Here is a 14,347-nt window from a genome sequence, read left to right on the forward strand (position 1 = left end):
CGACGATTGAGAAGCGATGACGACTGAGAAGGCGATGCCGAGCGATGACTCTGGCGAGACTGTGGAGACGGAGCAGACGGCGCACGCCCCGCTGCCCGACGAAGTGGTGGCCTTTCAGCGCACGGTCGGGTTCGCGCTCGACGACTTTCAGGTGCAGGCCGCGCGCAGCATCGTTCATGGTCGGGGAGTGCTGGTCGCCGCCCCGACCGGCGCAGGCAAGACGATCGTCGCCGACTTCGCCGTCTACCTGACGATGCAGTCGGCAGCCGATGAGAAGATCTTCTACACGACCCCGATCAAGGCGCTGAGCAATCAGAAGTTCCATGAGCTGCAGGAGCGTTACGGAGAGTCGAACGTCGGCCTGCTGACCGGTGACAACAACATCAACGCGACTGCACCGATCGTGGTGATGACCACCGAGGTGCTGCGCAACATGATCTACGAGCGCAGCGATCTGCTGGGCTCGCTCTCTTTCGTGGTGATGGACGAAGTGCACTATCTCGCCGACCGCATGCGCGGGCCGGTCTGGGAAGAGGTCATCATCCAGCTGCCCGAGCACGTTCGGCTCATCTCGCTGAGTGCGACGGTCTCGAACGCTGAAGAGTTCGGAGCGTGGCTGCAGGAGGTGCGCGGACACACCGACGTCATCGTCTCGGAGTTTCGTCCAGTGCCGCTCAACCAGCACGTGCTGGTGCGGGGTGATCTCGACGACCTCTTCGAACCCGGCCGTCCCGGCCAGCTCAACCGGCACCTGCACCGGCTCTCTGGTCTTGACGGGCCGCGATCGAACCGGGAACGACGGCGCGGAGGTCATCACCGTCAGCAGCGCGTCGACCGGGCAGCGCTGGTGAAGACGCTCGAGCGCGCCGACCTGCTGCCGATGATCGGCTTCATCTTCAGCCGCGTCGGCTGCGATGCCGCAGTGCGTCAGTGCATGCTGGCCGGCATCTCACTGACGACCAAGCAGGAGCGCGACCAGATCAAACGGATCATCGACCGCCACTGCCGTGACATCCCGTACCAGGATCGCGAAGTGCTCGGTTTCAAACACTGGAAGGGCGCCCTGCTGCGCGGTGTCGGCGCGCACCACGCCGGGCTGCTGCCCGCGTTCAAAGAGACCGTCGAAGAGCTGTATCAGCGTCGACTCGTTCGGGTGGTCTTCGCGACCGAGACGCTGGCGCTCGGCATCAACATGCCGGCGCGTACGGTGGTCATCGAGAGCCTTGAGAAGTACAACGGCGTCGCTCGTGTGCCGATCACAGCGGGGGAGTACACCCAGCTGACCGGGCGTGCGGGCCGTCGCGGCATCGACGACCAGGGGCATTCGGTCGTGGTGTGGCAGCCCGGTGTCGACCTCGAACGGGTCGCTTCTCTGGCCAGCCGTCGCACCTACCCACTGAAGTCGGCGTTCCGCCCCACCTACAACATGGCGGTGAACCTGATCGGGCAGTTCGGCCTCAGCGCGACGAGAGAGATCCTCGAATCGTCGTTCGCCCAGTTCCAGGCCGACCGGTCGGTCGTCGGCCTGGCTCGAAAGCTCAAAGAGCAGCGCACCTCGCTCGACGGCTACGCCGAGGCGGCCGGGCTGGACGATCCTCTGCTGCGCGACTTCTTCGACCTGCGTCACGAACTCTCAGAGACCGACCGCAGCATCCAGCACATCTCGAAGAAGGAGCGCCGCAGCGGCAGTCGACGTGACGACCTCATCGCTCACGCCCGCGACCTGAAGGTCCAGCTGCGGCAGCATCCGGCCGCTCGCATCGACGATGTCGAGGATCGGGCCCGGTGGGCCGAGCGCTGGTGGCGTCTGCAGCGCCAGACAGAAGACCTCCAACGCGAGATCGAGCACAGAGTGAGCAACATCGCGCTGACCTTCGAACGCGTCGTGCGCGTACTGGTACATTTCGGCTATCTCTCTGCCGATGCAGATCTGGCCGAGGTCGCGGTCACCGATCAGGCCGGGCTCCTCGACAAGATCTATGGAGAACGCGATCTGGTCGTCGCCGAGTGTCTGCGCCGAGAGGTGTGGAAGGGACTCGAACCGGATCAGCTCGCCGCGATCGTCACGGCTTTGGTCTACGAGCCACGGCGCGACCGCGGCGACGAAGAGGTGTGGCTGCCTCGAGGCGCCCTGCAGAAGGCTTACGCCGACACGGTGTCGGTCTGGCATGAGATCGACGACCAAGAGCAGCGCCGCGATCTGCCGAGGTTCCCCGAGCCGAACGCGCTGGTGTGCACGGCGGTGCTGCGATGGAGCCGGGGCGCCACGCTCGATCACGTGCTCGAAGAGGCAGAGCTGCCCGCAGGCGACTTCGTGCGACTCATGAAGATGGTCATCGACCTGCTCGACCAGATCGGCGCCGCGCAGCCAGACGGGGTCGGGGCTGTGGCTCGCAGCGCCAAGGATCTGCTGCTGCGCGGCATTGTCGAGTACTCGAGCGTCGGGTGATGCGGCACCAGCACCGCGCAGATGCGATCGTTCGGGCAGTCGTCGCCCTTGCGGCCGGTGTGCTCTACCAGTACGCGTTCGCCCCCTATCTGATCTGGCCGCTGACGCTGCCTGCGATGGCGCTGATCGCCTGGGCTGTGCTCGGTCGCGGATTCTGGTTCGGGGCGCTGTGCGGGGCGCTGTTCGGCGCAGGGTTCTGGTCGGGCCACATCATGTGGCTGACCGAATACCTAGGGGCGGTGCCCTGGATCGCTCTGAGCGGCGCCATGACGTTCTTCTGCGCATTCGGCTGTGCGCTTGGCGGATACCTGACCCGACGTCGACTGGTGCGGCAGACGCATCCGGCGCTGATCGCTCTGATCTGGGCGGTCGTCTGGACGGCGCGCGAAGCGGTGTTCTCACGGATGCCGTATGGCGGGTTCGCGTGGGGAGAGGCGGCGCACAGCCAGTCGAACGCGCCGACGATCGGGCTCTCGTCGTGGGTCGGTCTGGCAGGCCTGAGCCTCGCGCTGGTCTTCGTCTCGACGCTGCCCGTGACGTGGATGCTCTCGCGTCGGCCGGTGCGTCGGCCGCTGGTCGTCGGCATGGCTCTGCTGGTGCTGGGAATGCTGGTGCCGGCTTGGGGAGCGATCGTGCCATCGCAGGGATCAGTGCGCATAGCAGCCGTTCAGGGCAACGCGAATGCCGGTCTCTTTTCGAACGCGCAGCCTGGTGAGATACTGGCGAACCATCTCGCGGCCGCCAGAGAGATCATGCACGACGACTTCGACGTGATGGTCTGGCCTGAGAACGCGGTCGACCTCGACGTGCTGCGCAGCCGTCAGGCCCACGCCGAGATCGAGGCCTTCGTCAATGAGATGGGTCGCCCGCTCGTGTTGGGCAGCGTGACGAAGCGCGGCGACGACTTCTTCAACAGCGTCGTGCTCTGGCTGCCGAAGGGCATGTCGGCGCCGACGGGCCTGACGGATGGGGGAGTCGACACGGCTGCCGACTCGGTGGTGCTCGGTGTCGATCCGACCACGACGTCAGGCGGACCGGTGCAGATCTACGACAAGAAGCATCCGGTGCCGTTCGCAGAGTACATGCCCGATCGCTGGCTGTTCCATCCGATCGCCCCAGATCTCGTTGACCTGGTGCCACGCGGGTACACATTCGGGCAGCGCACCGGCAACTTCCAGATACCGACGGGTGACGACGCGATCAACGCCGGGGTGCTGATCTGCTTCGAGACAGGCGACACCGACCTGATTCATGCGGCAGTCGCTGGGGGAGCGCAGCTGCTTCTGGCGCCGACGAACAACGCGGATTTCGGCCGCACCCCGGAGTCGGCGCAGCAGATGGCGATCGCGAGAGCCAATGCCGTCGCATCCGCGCGTTCGCTCGTGAACATCTCGACCGTCTCGTCGAGTGCGGTGATCGCGCCGGACGGACGATTCATGGATCGGCTGCCCGACTTCGAACCGGGCGCCATGGTGCAGAACGTTCCGCTGCAGCGCTCACTGGCGCCGAGCTTCTTCGCCGGGCCGGTGATCACTTGGGGGAGCGTCGCCGCCACCGTGCTGCTGTTGGTCGGCGAGGTGGTGACGCGCCGCCGAGACCGGAGGCTACGTCAGCAGGTCACTGCTCGTTCGGGTCTGATTTGATACGAGAGAGCTCAAGCGCGCGCTTGCGGCGATCATGCAGGTAGTCGAGACGCTCGTCGAGAATCTCTTTGAGCTCCGTCTCGCTGCGGCGCTCCAGGAGCATGTCCCATGGGGTGCGCTGTGAGGCGGGCTCGCCCTTCTTCTTGCCCGTGGTCTTGGTCTTGGCCTTCGACTTGGACGCGGTCTTCGTCGTCGACTTCGAAGCGGTCTTCGCCGTGGTCTTCGAAGAAGTTGCTTTGGTTGCCATTCGATGCCTTCGTCTCGTCTGCCGGCAGAAGATACGCCGACCGTTCATTGTAGCCGCTCAGCACAACGACTGTGGGCCGAGATTTGTTCCCGCCGGCGGGGCAGCGGTCGTCGAAGCGTTCTGGACTGATACAGTTTTGCCTGCTGTGAGCACGTCGCGCGACGTGCCATTCGATCGAAAGGTGAGCACGTGAGCGATCAGACGACGGAACAGACGACGGGCGATCAGCAGAAGCCACTTGCAGGCAGAGTTGCGCTGATCACCGGTTCGTCGCGCGGCATCGGTGCGGCGACGGCCGAACTTCTCGGCGCGCTGGGTGCGACCGTAGTGATCAACTACCGATCGAAGGTTCGTCGAGCCGAGCAGGTGGCCGACAAAGTGCGTGCCGCCGGCGGAGACGCTCTGGTCGTCCAGGGCGACCTCACGGACGAGGCATCGGTGACGGCGCTGTTCGACCGCGTCGGCGAGGCCTTCGGCCGCATCGACGTGCTGATTCTCAATGCCTCGGGAGGCATGGAGAAGAACATGGCCGACGACTACGCGCTGCAGCTCAACCGTGACGCGCAGGTGCGTGCGCTGACGCTGGCCGAGCCGCTGCTGAAAGAGGGCTCGCGCGTCGTCTTCATCACCAGTCATCAGGCGCACTTCATCCGCACCACGCCGACGCTGCCGGAGTACCGCCCGGTGGCCGAGTCGAAGCGCGCCGGTGAGGATGCGCTGCGTGAGCGCATCCCGGAGCTCGCGAAACGCGGTGTCGGCTTCGTGGTGGTCTCAGGCGACATGATCGTCGGCACGATCACCGCAACGCTGTTGAACCGCATCAACCCGGGCGTGCTCGACGAGCGCACCGAGCAGGTCGGCAAGCTGTACACCGTCGAGGAGTTCGCCGAGCAGATTCGCGACGCCGTGCTCGAGCCGATCCCGGCGGACAATACGAAGTACGTCGGAGACATCTCGTTCTTCACCGGCAAGTGAGCGTGAGCCTCGACGCTCGTCTCGGGCGTCGAGAGACATGATGGTGACCCCTCTCCAGTAATCCGATAATGTATGTTATGTCATATATCGTGGATTCTCGGAGAGGGGTTCTCCTCTTCCGGGCCGGCGAATGACACTGTCGCGCTTTCTGCACAGCGCGGCCATCACATCGATGTCATGCACTGCCTTCATGTCTGCGGTGATGATTCTTCGGTCGCATGCCAGTCTGGCCAGATGAGACAGATCAGAGTGACGACTCCGAATCGCCGAGCGATTCCGCCGCCGCGCATCAAGACGAATGACGACCGGCCGCTTGAGCCAGCTCAGGTGCGCATCGCTCCTGAGCTCAGCTCAGCTGCACACCACCGGATGCGCGACGGACCGCCGCCGCGCATCCGTGTCGGGATCAGGCCGACTGCACCCGGACGGGTCGAACCGCAGCTGCCAGACGATCTGACGACGATCGGCGATCCGCCGACGGTCGACGACTACTTCGCGCCTGATCAGTTCTTCGACTGAGCTTCGTCCGCAGGCAGTGCCTCGATCCAGCGATCCAGCACGTGTGCTGCCGCACCTGATTCGATCGACTCGGTCGCGACTTCGAGCTTTGCCGAGAAGCGTTCGAGCATCGACGTCTTCGCTGTCTCTGGATGAAAGAGCAGATCTGCGGCGACCAGACCGGCTGCTGCATTGAGCAGCACGATGTCGCGCACCGAACCGGTCTCGCCGGCGAGCAGCGCCCGGCCGATCTCGGCATTCTCTTCGGCGTCTCCCCCGACCAAGTCTTCGAGAACGGCCGGCCTGATGCCGAGCTGTGCCGGGTCGAGTGCGAACTCAGTGATGCCACCTTGTTCGTCGACCTGGCAGAGGCGACTCGGGCCCGTCGTGGTCAGCTCGTCAAGGCCGTCCTCTCCGCGGAACACGAGACCGACGTCGCCACGAGAGCTCAGCAGTGCGGCGACGAGATCGACCCGACCGCGATCGGCGACACCGAGAGCATTGATGCGCGGGCGCGCCGGGTTGCACAGCGGGCCGAGGAAGTTGAACACCGTCGGTACGCCGAGGGCTTTGCGAACAGGACCGGCGTGCCGGAAGCCCTGATGGTACCGCTGCGCGAAGGCGAAGCCGATGCCCGCCTGTGCGAAGGCGGCGGCGGTCGCCTCTGGGGTCGCACTGATGTTCACGCCCAAGGCTTCGAAGAAGTCGGAGGATCCGGAGCGAGAGCTGACCGCGCGGTTGCCGTGTTTGATCACCGGAACGCCAGCTCCGGCGATCACGAGGGCGGCCATTGACGAGATGTTGACTGTTCCCGAGCGGTCTCCCCCAGTGCCGACGATGTCGAGCGCGTCCCGCGAGATGTCCAGCGGAACGGCGTGCGTCAGGATCGAGGAGACGAAGGCAGAGACCTCTTCGAGAGACTCCCCCTTCTGCTTCAGCGCGATGAGGAAGCCGCCGATCGCAGCGGGGTCTGCCGTCCCGGTCATGATCTGGTCCATGGCCCACCTGGCCTGCACCGTTTCGAGGTCGACGTCGTCGATGAGTCTGGTGAGCAGGATCGGCCATGAGATTTGGGATGACATGTCTCAAGATTGTACGCCGCAAGACCATTGGCCCGACCGACACTGTGCTGGATTCCGGTGGGAACACACCGGACGCACTCCGACTCTAGATGAGGGAATTCTCTCGAACCGCTCCGTTTGGTCAAGACATGGGTGATTCATAGGTCATAATAGAAGCGTGTCCAGTACAGCATTAACGAATAAGTCTGCGCAGGCGAGTGTCAACAGGCCGAGCGCCACAGCCGTAGGTACCATCGTCTGGCTTGCCAGCGAGGTCATGTTCTTTGCGGCCATCTTCGCCGTCTACTTCACCTTGTGGACGACCTCGACGGGCCAATGGCAAGACGGCATCGCCGTCCTGAACATTCCCTTCGCTGCGGTCAACACCGTGATCCTGGTGCTTTCGTCAGTCACGTGTCAGTTCGGCGTCTTCGCGGCAGAGCGTCTGCAGCCGCGCAAGACCGGCAAGGGCATTAAGAACTGGGGCGTCGCCGAGTGGTTCTTCCTGAGCTTCGCTCTGGGTGCCATCTTCGTGACCGGTCAGGTGTTCGAGTACGCGACGCTGTACCACGAGGGTGTGGCCATGTCGACCGACACCTTCTGGTCTGCGTTTTTCGTCGGCACCGGGTTCCACGCGCTGCACGTCATCGGTGGCCTGATCGCGTTCCTCGTGATCATCGGCCGCACGTACGCGTCGCGCAAGTTCGGCCACCGTGAGGCGCAGAGCGCCATCGTGGTGTCGTACTACTGGCACTTTGTCGATGTCGTCTGGCTGATTCTGTTCACGGCCGTCTACATCCTTCCGCTCATCGGTTGAGACTGGAGTTAGCAGGAATGAAGATTCGCAAGAACCATAAGTCCAAGGTGAGCCGCCGCTCCAAGCGTCGCGGACCGCTCGCCACCATCGGTCTGCTCGCCATCGGTCTCGCTGTGACCGGTGGAGGCTACGCTGCTGTGGCACAGGCCAGCTCGTCGTCGACCGACATCGAGAAGGTGGCCAACACCCAGGAGCAGGTCGACGAGGGCCAGAAGCTCTTCCAGGCAAACTGCGCCACGTGCCACGGACTCAATCTTCAGGGTTCGGACGCCGGCCCGTCGCTGGTCGGCGTCGGGGCCGCATCGGTCGACTTCCAGGTCGGCACCGGCCGTATGCCGATGCAGATGCAGGGCCCGCAGGCGCAGGTCAAAGCTCCGCAGTTCACCGACGAACAGATCAAGGCTCTCGCGGCCTACGTGGCATCGGTCGGCTCCGGCCCGGCCATACCGAGTGACATCGCGAAGCAGGTCGACACCACTGACTCCGAGAAGGTCGCATCGGGTGCCGAGCTCTTCCGCATCAACTGCGCGATGTGCCATAACGTCGCCGGCGCCGGCGGTGCGCTGACCGAGGGCAAGTACGCGCCCTCGCTGATGGGGGTCTCTGAGACGCACATCTACGAAGCCATGATCACCGGCCCGCAGAACATGCCGGTGTTCAACGACACCAACCTCTCGCCTGAAGAGAAGGCCGGGATCATCTCGTACCTGAAGTACGTCGAGAAGAATCAGTCTCCCGGTGGCGTCGATCTCGGATCGCTCGGTCCGGTGTCTGAGGGGCTGTTCATCTGGATCTTCGGCATCGGTGCGATTGTCGCATTCACCATCTGGCTTGGTGCACGGGCTGACTGAGCGGAGAGAACACTATGGCAAAGAACAAGGAAGAGACTCCTGTGTCAGAACACGAGCCACAGAGCACGACGGTAGTGCTCGAACATGGGTTCGAGAACCCGGGCATCGAGCCCCACTCACCCGAGCGCGTCACTGACCGCGACCCGAAGGCCGCCAAGCGCGCCGAGCGTCAGGTTACCGCTTGGTTCATCGCCTCGGCGGTGGCGAGCGTCATCGCGATCATCGTCTACATCGCCGTGCCGATTAAGGCCGACGACATGTCGACGGTCCATCCGAACAACCTGTGGCTCGGTCTGTCGATCGGCTTCGCGTTCCTGGCGATCGGCATCGGTGCCGTGCACTTCGCGAAGCAGCTCATGCCGGCGCACGAGATGGAAGAGGAACGGCACACGCTTCGCTCCTCGGACGAGACTCGTGCAGAGGCCATCGAGATTCTGCAGACGGCAGACAAAGAGAGCGGCATCAGCCGTCGTACGGTGCTGCGTCGCTCGCTGATCGGTGCGGCGGTCGTCGCTCCCCTGCCGGGCATCGTCATGCTGCGTGACCTCGCTCCGGTCAGCCAGGGGCTGGTCAATCCGGCTGAGAAACTGCGCCACACCATCTGGGGCGATCAGGACAGCCTGAAGCTCGTTCGGGATCCGAACGGTCGCCCGATCAAGGCCTCAGATGTTCAGCTCGGCTCGGCCTTCCACGTGATCCCCGAGAACCTGCTCGAAATCGAGAATCATTCGCAGCGCATCATCGAAAAGGCCAAGGCGGCCGTGCTGCTCGTCCGTCTGCCCGAGAACGAGATCAAGTCGGGCGCCGAAGACGGATATCACGGCATCCTCGCATACTCAAAGATCTGCACGCACGTGGGATGCCCTGTCGCTCTGGTCGAGCAGCACACGCATCATCTGCTCTGCCCGTGCCACCAGTCGACGTTCGACATCGCAGACGGCGCCAAGGTCGTCTTCGGCCCGGCGAACCGTCCGCTGCCCCAGCTGCCTATCACGGTTGACAGCGAAGGCTATCTGGTGTCGAAGGGTGACTTCCGCGCACCAGTCGGACCGAGCTTCTGGGAGATTGAAAAGTGACCACGACAGTGACGACAAAACCCACGACCAAGGCGGGTCGTGCCGCTGACTATCTCGACGAACGCCTCGGCGTCGCAGGGGTCGTCAAGGAGTTCGGGCGCAAGATCTTTCCCGACCACTGGTCGTTCATGCTCGGCGAGGTGGCGCTGTACAGCTTCGTTGCGCTGCTGATCTCCGGAACGTTTCTGACCCTGTTCTTCCAGGCGTCGATGGTCGAGACCACGTACGACGGCTCCTATATCCCGCTGAAGGGCATCCACATGTCCGCGGCCTATGCCTCGACGCTGGATCTCTCGTTCGACATCCGCGGCGGGCTGCTCATGCGCCAGCTGCACCACTGGTCGGCACTGATGTTCGTCGCGGCAGCGACACTGCACATGGCTCGCATCTTCTTCACAGGTGCGTTCCGCAAGCCGCGTGAACTGAACTGGATCGTCGGTGTGCTGCTCTGGGTGCTCGGCATGGGAGCCGGGTTCACCGGCTACTCACTTCCTGACGATCTGCTTTCGGGCAACGGTCTGCGCATCATCGACGGTCTGATGAAGGGGCTCCCCCTCATCGGCACCTGGCTCTCGTTCCTGTTCTTCGGCAACGAGTTCCCCGGCACCGACCTGATCAACCGTCTGTACATGCTGCACATCATGTTGATCCCTGCGCTGATCATCCTGTTGATCGCCGTGCACCTGCTGATGGTGGTTCTGCACAAGCACACGCATTACCCGAACCCCGGTGCCCGTGAGACGAACGTCGTCGGCTACCCGGTGCTCCCGGTGTACGCAGCCAAGGCCGGCGGCTTCTTCTTCATCGTCTACGGTCTGCTCACAGTGATCGCCGCTACGTTCACGATCAACCCGATCTGGAACTACGGGCCATACGATCCGTCGCCAGTCTCGGCAGGCACGCAGCCGGACTGGTACATCGGCTGGGCGGATGGCGCACTGCGACTGATCCCGCCGCACTGGGAATCGGTGATCTTCGGCTTCACGTTCTCGTGGAACATCATGGCTCCTGTGGTGCTGCTCGGTGGCTTCATCGCCGTGCTGGTGGCCTACCCCTTCGTTGAGAAGTGGATCACCGGAGACGACCGCAACCACAACGTTCTGGATCGCCCGCGCAACGCGCCGACCCGCACGGCGATCGGCGCGGCAGGCATTGCCTTCTACGCGACCATGTGGGCAGCGGCATCGTCTGACGTGATGAGCGTCTTCTTCCACTGGAATGTGTTTTTGGTCACTCACGTGCTGCAGGCATCGCTGATCCTCGGGCCGATCATCGCCTTCATCATCACTCGCCGCGTTGCCTTCGCTCTGCAGCGAAAGGATCGTGATCTGGTTCTGCACGGTGTCGAGACTGGTCATGTCATCCGGTATCCTCACGGGGAGTTCCAGGAGCTGCACCGTCCTCTCGATGAGTACGAGCGCTGGCGTCTCGTCTCGTTCGAAGAGAACGTTCCGGTGCCGGTTCGCCCGCGCTCCGACGGCAAGATCTACAACAAGGATCGTCGTCGCTCATGGTTCAGCCGCTTCTTCTTCGAGAGCCGGGTCAAGCCGGTCACTCCGGAGGAGCTTGCTGCGGCACAGCACGAGCACCACTGATGCTCTGCACCCGTGTGCGGCACGCCCTCATGGCCTGCTGAGCATTCGAAGAGGGCCTCGCCATTGTGGCGAGGCCCTCTTTGTGTCTCATGGCCTCGGGCGGTAACGGCTTGGGCGGTATCCGCCGCTCTGGGCCGTCAGCCGCGGACTTCCCTGCCGGTCGTCCGCAGACAAGCACATCGTTTCGTTCGGTACAATCGAACATACCTGTTCAGACCTGTGCAATACTGTCTTCTATGACAGACACAACCAATAATGACGTGCCGCCGTCGGCGGCCTCTGCCGGAGCTCCGACGCTCACCCAGCGCTTGGACAGACTTCCCTTCACTCGGGCTCATGCCCACTTGGTCACCTCTTCGGGGATCGGATGGGCGCTCGATGCTCTCGACGTCGCGCTCATCTCGTACGTGATCGTCGTATTGAAGAGCGAATGGGCTCTCTCTTCGACCGAGCAGAGTTGGATCGTCTCGCTCGGGTTCATCGGTATGGCCCTGGGCGCAATGCTGGGTGGCAGGCTCGCCGATCGTTTCGGCAGGCGCACGGTGTTCGCGCTGACTCTGCTGATCTTTGGCCTTGGCGCAGCGCTGAGCGCGTTCGCACCGGTGCTCGCGTTCTTCCTCGTCATGCGCTTCATAGTGGGGCTGGGGCTCGGCGCTGAGCTGCCTGTTGCCAGCACATACGTGAGCGAGTTCGCGCCCCCGAGCATCCGCGGTCGCATCATCGTCGTGCTTGAGGCCTTCTGGGCCATCGGCTGGCTGCTTGCAGCGCTGCTCGGCTACCTGTTGGTCCCACATGGAGATTGGGGCTGGCGCATCGCCATGCTGATCGGCGCGGTGCCAGCACTCTACGCGGCGTTCGTCCGGTTCGGGCTGCCGGAGTCGATCCGCTTTCTCGAGACGCGCGGCCGCCATGATGAGGCCGAGCAGATCGTGCGCCGCTTCGAGAATTCGCCAGTGATGTTCCGGGTGCAGGCCGCGGGTGAGGCTGCTACACTCCCCCCGGCCTCCGCTGAAGGCGCAGACGAAGCCGCGAGCAGAACTGCGACCAGTGGTTTCGGCGGGCTGTGGCGGCGTGGGCAGGTTCGCAACACCGTCGCGCTGAGTCTGGTCTGGTTCCTGGTGAACTTCTCGTACTACGGGGCCTTCATCTGGATCCCCTCGATTCTCGCAGCACAGGGATACGATCTGGTGAAGAGCTTCGGATACACCCTGATCATCACACTGGCGCAGCTGCCCGGCTATGCGGTTGCAGCATGGCTGATCGAGCATTGGGGGCGTCGCTGGACGCTGGCGTCGTTCCTGATCGGCTCAGCCGTCTCGGCAGTGCTCTTCGGCACAGCCGGCTCGGTGACGGCCATTCTGGTCAGCGGATGTCTGCTGAGCTTCTTCAATCTGGGCGCCTGGGGCGCGCTCTATGCCATCTCCCCAGAAGTCTTCCCGACTGCACTGCGTGGCACCGGCACCGGGTGGTCGGCGGGGTTCGGTCGTGTGGCATCCATCATCGCGCCCCTGTTGGTGCCGGTCGTGCTTGCGGCGGCCTGGGGCGGCACCGGAGTGCTCTTCAGCATTTTCGGCGTGGCATTCGTGCTGGCGGCTCTGTCAGCCCTGCTGCTCGACGAACACATGGGCCAGGCGTTGACCGACTGACTCTCCGGCCGTTGCACATGCGCCGACGGAACGTGCTGGCCCATGCTCACCGATGCTGTGGTGAGCTATCACCATTGAGGCATGTCAGTCGGGTCATCTAATCTATAGACGTGGTCGACAGCAGTGATGCAGCGCTCACAGAGGGGTTCCTGCCGTGGAGGGGGCGGCGGGAGCCCCTCATCTGCGTCTGTGGCGCCCTGTGAGCACGCACGCAGCGGGTCCCAGTTATTCGCGCGGATGACTCGAGCAGAACCAGAACTGCCTGTGACCACAGATGCGGAGTGATCGCATATTCCACGAGACGTACCCTTCAAGCGGAGGCTGAGGAAGGTGGATCTCCGTGCCGCTTGTTCAGCACCGCGATGAGCAGCCGCTGAGCGCCGGCCGTTCACCGTGCCTGGTGGGTAGGTGCCCTGTTCGTCAGCTGTTGTCGCCGCAGAGCGGACGTCGTGGGCGTGCTGCGGGACGTCGGCCCAATCGAGCAAGCACTGGCACTGAAATCTGCTCTCCGTTTGCTCTCCGACAGACGAAGCCACTCCCCTGTGCCCAGGCCTGCGGAGCGCCGCAAGCCAACATGCTCAAGAGCATGAATGACAGAGATGAGAAGCAGTCTGGACCGCAGCATGCACCGCCGTCAGCGGAAGCATGTGAGCGGTGGGTGGCATGTATGGAATGAGGGCGAAAGGGCGCAAGCTGGCTCTTCGTCCAGCACACGACCTTTTGTCAACGTGCACTGCCGATATTCCGATCCTGTTCAGCTCCCTGCACCATGAGAGTCACTTCCTCGAGTGAGAGGAACTTTCCGTCAGAGTCCAGTTGTGCGAACACGTAGACCTCTTGCTCGACGGTTGACTGGTCTCGTTTTGTCACAACGACGCGGTGTCTCTCTGCATAGTGGCTGCCATCGGTGAGCTCGTCCAGCACTTTGACCTCAGCGTTGCTGGTGATGGCGCGAAGGTGCTTGATGTGCTCAGCGAACTGCTCACGCGTGGTCCAGTCGCCATTGGTGCGCTGGCGGTAGTCGGCATTGAAGTGACGGTCCAACAGAGTCTCGAGAGGTGTTTGGTGATCGTTGAGGAGGTCGGACAGTGCGAGTGCAAGTGTGGTCACGGGATTCTCAATTCAAAGTCGATAAAGCGGGCTGCAGTCCTAGTGATAGCACAGATAGCGATCTTGCCCACCCGAAGAGGCATCTATTCGCATCAGAGATGCTTCGCCCAGTCGTCCGGCCGTACCGCCTCACCGCGCCAGACCGCCCCACCCGACATCGTCTTGCGCAGCTGAACGCGCCAGCCTTCGTCGACCATGACCCGCTGGACGTCCGAGACGCGGGCAGCGCGCACAGCCCACCGGCCGATCAGCACACCCGAGGTATGAATCTCGATCGTGACTCTGCCGGCGTCGTAGGTTGCTGTCGCTTCGCCCTTCATACGGGCCAGTGTGGCACGAGCCGCAGACACACGTATCCGCCCGCCCGGTGCAAGCCAGG

General features: G+C 63.5%; 13 protein-coding genes. 9 read left to right on the forward strand and 4 right to left on the reverse strand.

Features of this window, described 5'->3' with window-relative positions:
- Nucleotides 1–16 precede the first annotated feature (16 nt).
- Entirely contained in the window at nt 17–2,449 is a 2,433-nt protein-coding gene (locus F8O09_RS01525; RefSeq protein ID WP_192497511.1) for a DEAD/DEAH box helicase, read from the forward strand.
- A complete protein-coding gene (gene lnt, locus F8O09_RS01530) occupies nt 2,449–4,092 on the forward strand; it encodes an apolipoprotein N-acyltransferase (RefSeq protein WP_158053700.1) in 1,644 nt (547 codons plus the stop codon). The genes F8O09_RS01525 and lnt overlap by 1 nt, the downstream gene beginning before the upstream one ends.
- Here the strand turns inward: lnt and F8O09_RS01535 are convergent.
- Nucleotides 4,067–4,339 carry an RNA polymerase-binding protein RbpA gene (locus F8O09_RS01535; protein WP_225732802.1) on the reverse strand — a complete coding sequence of 91 codons (273 nt, stop codon included), beginning with the start codon at nt 4,337–4,339 and terminating at the stop codon, nt 4,067–4,069. The genes lnt and F8O09_RS01535 overlap by 26 nt on opposite strands.
- A gap of 189 nt (nt 4,340–4,528) precedes the next feature.
- Between F8O09_RS01535 and F8O09_RS01540 the strand changes: the two genes are divergently transcribed.
- Both F8O09_RS01540 and F8O09_RS01545 read left to right on the forward strand, forming a co-directional pair.
- Entirely contained in the window at nt 4,529–5,314 is a 786-nt protein-coding gene (locus F8O09_RS01540; protein ID WP_158031477.1) for an SDR family oxidoreductase, read from the forward strand.
- A gap of 234 nt (nt 5,315–5,548) precedes the next feature.
- On the forward strand, nt 5,549–5,833 hold the full coding sequence (locus F8O09_RS01545) for a hypothetical protein (RefSeq protein ID WP_158053701.1): 285 nt from the start codon (nt 5,549–5,551) through the stop codon (nt 5,831–5,833).
- Here F8O09_RS01545 and trpD read toward each other — a convergent pair.
- Nucleotides 5,818–6,894: an anthranilate phosphoribosyltransferase gene (gene trpD, locus F8O09_RS01550; RefSeq protein WP_158053702.1), complete on the reverse strand. Its 1,077-nt coding sequence runs from the start codon at nt 6,892–6,894 to the stop codon at nt 5,818–5,820. The two genes, F8O09_RS01545 and trpD, sit on opposite strands and share 16 nt — an antisense overlap.
- Before the next feature lie 157 nt (nt 6,895–7,051).
- Here trpD and F8O09_RS01555 point away from each other — a divergent pair, with 157 nt between their 5' ends.
- The 5 genes from F8O09_RS01555 to F8O09_RS01575 all read left to right on the forward strand — a co-directional run bounded on the left by F8O09_RS01555 (nt 7,052) and on the right by F8O09_RS01575 (nt 12,858).
- Nucleotides 7,052–7,690 carry a heme-copper oxidase subunit III gene (locus tag F8O09_RS01555; RefSeq protein WP_158031474.1) on the forward strand — a complete coding sequence of 213 codons (639 nt, stop codon included), beginning with the start codon at nt 7,052–7,054 and terminating at the stop codon, nt 7,688–7,690.
- 17 nt (nt 7,691–7,707) lie between these two features.
- Nucleotides 7,708–8,541: a cytochrome c gene (locus F8O09_RS01560; RefSeq protein WP_158031473.1), complete on the forward strand. Its 834-nt coding sequence runs from the start codon at nt 7,708–7,710 to the stop codon at nt 8,539–8,541.
- Nucleotides 8,542–8,555: 14 nt separating this feature from the next.
- Nucleotides 8,556–9,617, forward strand: coding sequence for a ubiquinol-cytochrome c reductase iron-sulfur subunit (locus F8O09_RS01565; protein WP_158031472.1), 1,062 nt, complete (start codon nt 8,556–8,558; stop codon nt 9,615–9,617).
- Nucleotides 9,614–11,212 carry a cytochrome b gene (locus F8O09_RS01570; protein WP_225732803.1) on the forward strand — a complete coding sequence of 533 codons (1,599 nt, stop codon included), beginning with the start codon at nt 9,614–9,616 and terminating at the stop codon, nt 11,210–11,212. Before F8O09_RS01565 ends, F8O09_RS01570 begins: the two co-directional genes overlap by 4 nt.
- A gap of 236 nt (nt 11,213–11,448) precedes the next feature.
- Nucleotides 11,449–12,858 (forward strand): MFS transporter, encoded by a 1,410-nt coding sequence (locus tag F8O09_RS01575; RefSeq protein WP_158053703.1) that lies wholly within the window; start codon nt 11,449–11,451, stop codon nt 12,856–12,858.
- 723 nt (nt 12,859–13,581) lie between these two features.
- On the opposite strand, the gene F8O09_RS01580 is transcribed toward F8O09_RS01575, so the two are convergent.
- Nucleotides 13,582–13,968: a nuclear transport factor 2 family protein gene (locus F8O09_RS01580; RefSeq protein WP_158053704.1), complete on the reverse strand. Its 387-nt coding sequence runs from the start codon at nt 13,966–13,968 to the stop codon at nt 13,582–13,584.
- 92 nt (nt 13,969–14,060) lie between these two features.
- Complete coding sequence (locus F8O09_RS01585; protein WP_158053705.1) at nt 14,061–14,288, reverse strand: hypothetical protein; 228 nt, start codon at nt 14,286–14,288, stop codon at nt 14,061–14,063.
- Nucleotides 14,289–14,347 lie beyond the last annotated feature (59 nt).

The sequence above is a fragment of the Pseudoclavibacter sp. CFCC 11306 genome (assembly GCF_008831235.1).
In the GTDB taxonomy this organism is placed as follows: Bacteria; Actinomycetota; Actinomycetes; order Actinomycetales; family Microbacteriaceae; genus Pseudoclavibacter_A.

Bases quoted from the DNA above. Each gene is read 5' to 3' on its own strand.
- F8O09_RS01545 (WP_158053701.1), top strand. From the start codon at position 5,549: ATGAGACAGATCAGAGTGACGACTCCGAATCGCCGAGCGATTCCGCCG.
- F8O09_RS01535 (WP_225732802.1), bottom strand. From the start codon at position 4,339: ATGGCAACCAAAGCAACTTCTTCGAAGACCACGGCGAAGACCGCTTCG.
- lnt (WP_158053700.1), top strand. From the start codon at position 2,449: ATGCGGCACCAGCACCGCGCAGATGCGATCGTTCGGGCAGTCGTCGCC.
- F8O09_RS01575 (WP_158053703.1), top strand. From the start codon at position 11,449: ATGACAGACACAACCAATAATGACGTGCCGCCGTCGGCGGCCTCTGCC.
- F8O09_RS01565 (WP_158031472.1), top strand. From the start codon at position 8,556: ATGGCAAAGAACAAGGAAGAGACTCCTGTGTCAGAACACGAGCCACAG.
- F8O09_RS01585 (WP_158053705.1), bottom strand. From the start codon at position 14,288: ATGAAGGGCGAAGCGACAGCAACCTACGACGCCGGCAGAGTCACGATC.
- trpD (WP_158053702.1), bottom strand. From the start codon at position 6,894: ATGTCATCCCAAATCTCATGGCCGATCCTGCTCACCAGACTCATCGAC.
- F8O09_RS01560 (WP_158031473.1), top strand. From the start codon at position 7,708: ATGAAGATTCGCAAGAACCATAAGTCCAAGGTGAGCCGCCGCTCCAAG.
- F8O09_RS01525 (WP_192497511.1), top strand. From the start codon at position 17: ATGACGACTGAGAAGGCGATGCCGAGCGATGACTCTGGCGAGACTGTG.